General features: G+C 64.0%; 4 protein-coding genes. All 4 read right to left on the bottom strand.

The genetic code is table 11. The features are described from left to right. Window positions 1-133: 133 nt before the first annotated feature. The gene (locus AC1DSN_RS19325) at window positions 134-802 is read right to left on the bottom strand and encodes a hypothetical protein (RefSeq protein ID WP_477294938.1); all 669 of its coding nucleotides are present in this window, start codon (window positions 800-802) and stop codon (window positions 134-136) included. A gap of 82 nt (window positions 803-884) precedes the next feature. Beyond that, window positions 885-1,427: a DUF1120 domain-containing protein gene (locus AC1DSN_RS19320; RefSeq protein WP_063572544.1), complete on the bottom strand. Its 543-nt coding sequence runs from the start codon at window positions 1,425-1,427 to the stop codon at window positions 885-887. Window positions 1,428-1,647: 220 nt separating this feature from the next. Then, the gene (locus tag AC1DSN_RS19315; RefSeq protein ID WP_477294934.1) at window positions 1,648-2,829 is read right to left on the bottom strand and encodes a DUF1120 domain-containing protein; all 1,182 of its coding nucleotides are present in this window, start codon (window positions 2,827-2,829) and stop codon (window positions 1,648-1,650) included. Continuing rightward, a partial coding sequence (locus AC1DSN_RS19310) for a fimbria/pilus outer membrane usher protein (RefSeq protein ID WP_477332285.1) occupies window positions 2,826-4,096 on the bottom strand: 1,271 nt, incomplete at its 5' end. The genes AC1DSN_RS19315 and AC1DSN_RS19310, both read right to left, overlap by 4 nt.

The following is a 4,096-nucleotide window of genomic DNA, read 5'->3' as shown; positions in this document are numbered from 1 at the left end:
CTGTATGGTGGGAGCCGATTCATCGGCGATGGGTGCTCGCGACCGGCTGCCCCGCTGCGGTGGACTTCCGCGCCGCGACGAACTGCCCCCGCTGCGGCGGGATCACCGATGAATCGACTCCTACGGCTTGCGACTAGAAGTAGTTTATTTCGAGCCCGAGATCGCTCGAGAAGCCGATATCCGCGGAAAGGTCGAGCTCGTTCACGGGATTGATCCGGGGCCTCACCAGCAGCTTGACGCTGAGGTCCTTGATATTGGCCGGCGCTGCCGTGCTCGCCGCCTCCGTGACGAAACCCACCGCGTAGCGTCCGTTGGTGATCGGCAGGTTCTCGCGCGATGACGTTGCCGGCCCCCAGGTGGCTTGCTCGAGGTCATTCACGCGGTCCGCACCCGTCGCGTAGCCTTGGACGCCGTCGATCTTGGTCGATTGGGCATCGAAGAGAAGGAACAACTTGCCGGTATCTTTTCCACTTTCATTCGCCCGCATCGGGAAGATCCTGTCCGATGACGCATCGTTGCCCCCGGCTTCGCGAACGACAAAGGCAAAGCGTCGGGCACTGGGGCAGTTGACCGTCGTCGACACCCGCTGCTCCTCGAGTTCGGTTTCCTTGGAGGGATCCGCCTCGAGCTGATCACGCCTGATCGTACCCAGCTTGAGTGTGCTGCCGATGACCACGCTACATGCTGCAGCCGGGGTAATGGATCCCTTGACGAGAAGATCGGCGCGGGTCTCGCTCGCCACTGCCGAGCTGGCCATGAGCAGCAGCGCTGCCGATGCGCCTAAGGCATTGAAGTGTTTCATTCGCATTCCTTGTTGATTTACGTTGCCGGCATCGACGCCGGCATGGATATCGACCGACCCTGGACGATCGCGTGACCCAAGGTCAGAGATACTTGATCTCGAACAAGACATTTCCGGCGAGGACGAGCTCGTCTCCCGGCACCAGATCCGCCTTCGGCGCGATCGTCACGGGGATGAACAACCACATCGACGCCTGCCGTACGAAGTCCGGGCCCGCACTCGATCCTTCGGTCTTGTTCAGGCCGAGGAGGTAGTCCGCCTGGGAAAACGGTATGGGGCTTTTCGACGAGGCAAACCAGAGCTCGCGATCCTCCGTCGCCGTCAGATACGCCCGTTTACCATCGGCCATGAATCCGTCATTGCGCTCGCTTATCGTTATGTGGCCTATCGACTTGTCATTGGACCCAAGGCCGAGGCCGAAGAAATTGCGTCCGTTGCCGCCGCCATCGGACAGGTCCGTGGCCCCGAGAGCGAACCGGGCAGGTCCATTGCAGAGGATGTCGAGTTTGTTCTCCTTGTCGACGAGATGGGTCGGCTGAGTCTCGTCGGGATTCAGGTCCGCGAAGTGGATCACCCCAAGGTCGAGCTGACCGCCGCGCACGAACGCCTCGCACGACGACGGCATGATCGTACCCGCTACGCTCAGGTCCGCCCGATCACTTGCTCGGACCCCGATCGGCGCTAAAGCAAGTGCCACCCCAATCAAACGCCCACAAGGGCTCATGACTTTCCTTTGTCCGGCACTGGACGTCGTTGATCTCGCACGAAGCAGTGGCCCGAGGGCAAACAGGGAAGAACAAAGCGTCAAGGTGGTACCTCCATCGGTTGTGTGTTGCGTTCTTTCGTCAGTAGACGATCTCGAAAGTGACCAGGCCATCTGCCGTTATCTCTTCGCCAAGCGAGAGCAGGTGCTTGGGTGCAATGAAGATCGTCGTCTCCAGGGTCACGTCGAGTACCTTCAAACGCGCAGGACCCGTCGCCGCGTCCTTGGCGCCGACGTAACCCACCCGCCCGGCATTGGCGTGATTGGCGACGATGGAAGCCTCCGTGGATAGCCACGACCGGCCACCGTCGAGCGACTGTGTCGCGCGAAGGTCGCCCTGGTCGGACGTCGCATGCGCAGCCCAGTGCAATACGTAGGCGCCGATGTTCTCGCCGGCACCTGTCTTGCCCAGGCCAAATAGTTCGCCGTCCTTGTACGACGTTCCCAGGCCGACCGGTGCGGACGCCGTACCTGCGCGTTCGTCACGCATCACACGGAAGGCGAATGGCATCGGCGCATCGCACACCACCCGTAGCTGGCCGTTCCCGGCCGACGGGATCCGTGTCGAAGCGCCATGGCTATCCAGGTCCGTCGAGCGAAGATGCCCGAACGACACGTGGCGAACGATATCCACGTTGCAACGCCCCGGCTGTACGTCGGCCTGAAGGGTGAGCTCGCGCGGCGCCGCGGCACGGCCCATGTCGACCGTACCCGTCACTACCCAGCGCGAGGCGTCACTGACCTTCAACGCACCTTCGTCGATGTACGTATCGATGTCGATCTGCGCGCTGAAATCGCGACCGGTCGCCGCCATGCCGTTCTTCACCGGCGATAATCCCTGGTCAGGCGTCCATGCCAGCCGGTCATCCGTCCGACGTGACATGCCACCGCTGTGGTCCACCCACCCCAGGTCCACGGGCAGGCCGTCCAGACGTCCGTCGCGCAGGCGCAGGGCAAAACGGCCCTGGTCGGTGAAACGAAATGCCACAGCATCGGCAGGCGGCCCGCGGAAGAAAAGCACCATGTCGCCAGGCTCGGAGCAATGGATGTGCAGGGCCACGGTACGAGCCGGCAGGCCGAGCACGCCATGGGCATCGACCGCCAGCGTCGCCCGGCTGAGCGTACCGTAGTCGACGTGCGGCGCGCCGAGCAGCACGTTGCAGGGGTGATCCTGCGCACCAACGGTGGGCACGAACAGCAGCGCGAGCAACCACGCGGCGACATGGGCGAATGCCTTGGCGACCGCCCTCCGTCCGGCCATCATCGAACGGCCTCGCCGCTCACCCGGCATACCGCCGACGCGGACTCGTAATACGTGTCTCGATCGACGTGATCGCCGATGTCGATGTCGATGTCGAGCTCACAGGGAGGCGTATCGGGGCCGCTCACCCATAGCCGGGGTGTCGCCATCACGTTCGGTACGAAAATCTCGCCCTCACGCTGCACCATGCCGACCACCTCACCCGTCTCGTCCGTCACCGTGGCACCGAACGGCAGGAGCTGCCCGTCCACAGTCTGCGCACGCACGAGGACGCGACGCGTCCTGCTCACCCCGAAGGCGAGTTTCGCCACCGTGCCACGGCCGGCTGAGATGACCGAGGCACCGTGGTCGATATCCATGTCGCGCGGGAGCGAATCGGTGGCGACTTCGATGCTGCTGTTGCCATAGGCGCTCAGTTGCGGCAGCACCGCGTAGCCGCGTGCATCGGTCCATACCGGCCCGCCCGGCGTCGATACACGTATGCCAGCGGTATCGCCCACGGAGAGGACGCCGAAAGTGTCACGCACGGCATAAGGCGACGCCGTCACGCCCCGATCGTGCACGACCAGACCGCCGCGAAGGCCGAGGCTCGTGGTGCGGCTGCGCGTGTCGTGCGCATACCCGGCGTCCAGCTGGAAGTAACGCGGCAGCAAGGAGACGGCGGCTGACTCGCTGCGCTGGTGGTCGCGGGACCGATATTCCAGCCCGGTACTGTACGAAGCGAACTCGCTCATCTGCCCGGAGAAGCTTGCACCGTAGCGGGTTTCGCCGGCGTACCGACGCACGGTGCTCGCCAGGCGATGGCTATCGCCAAGCGGCACATTGACGTTCAGATAGAAGCTCTTGTTACCGGTGCGACGCTCGTGGCTAAGCGTCCATTCCGCCGACAACGATACCGATGCGCGGCCGATACGGGTACCCCAGGAAGCCAGGGCCCGGCTTGTCGTCTGGCCGTCGAACAGACCGGTACGTGAATATCCCGCACTGAGGTTGCCCAACCCCTGGCGTGACCAGGAAAGCGAGAGCGAGGTCTGGTCGCGATAGCGTGTTCGACGCGCGCCGGCGGCGACGCGCAAGGACGAACCGAGGAATTCACGAAAACCCGGACCCTGCCTCGAGTGCGAAAGCGCGACCGACCATGCCTCGCCCAGGCGCTGCGACCAGGTCAGCAGCGCTTGCATACCGGTGACGCCCTCGCGCGACGCTCGTGCTCCGGTGATATCGAGTTGCACCTGGCTGCCCGATGCCGACCCTGAGCCGACGCCCGCCC

The sequence above is a fragment of the Luteibacter sp. P4_D7_3 genome, assembly GCF_056401735.1.
Note: the sequence above shows the minus strand (reverse complement) of the source record. Positions and strands in the feature narration are given on the sequence as shown.